Origin of the sequence: Parafrankia sp. Ea1.12 (assembly GCF_900465275.1) — a bacterium.
Classification (GTDB): domain Bacteria; phylum Actinomycetota; class Actinomycetes; order Frankiales; family Frankiaceae; genus Parafrankia; species Parafrankia soli.
On the sequence record NZ_UBIZ01000690.1, the window covers coordinates 1 to 277 of the forward strand.

Below are 277 nucleotides of genomic sequence, written 5' to 3' on the forward strand. Positions count from 1 at the left end.
TACGGCTCGATCAACTCCCATTCACCATCGGTCAGATCACCACGCGTCATACCACTGTGCTACCAGCCGAAACACCCACACGAAGGACGAACACCCCGATTGTGATCCAGACTCAGAACAGGCCCTAAGGGCGTGTCTTGTGTGGCGGCTCTGCGGGTACATATCTGATCATGGATGTGATGGAGAGCAGCCTCGCTCTGCGGCTGGTCCCGGACGATCTGTGGGAGCTGGTGGAACCGCTGCTGCCCCGGTTCGAGACCCGCCACCAGGGTGGTGG

Annotated in this window: 1 pseudogene; it reads left to right on the forward strand. The window is 60.3% G+C overall.

What is annotated here, in order from left to right:
• Window positions 1-179 precede the first annotated feature (179 nt).
• Window positions 180-277 (forward strand): annotated as a pseudogene (locus FMEAI12_RS40430) (IS5/IS1182 family transposase); the annotation flags it as partial.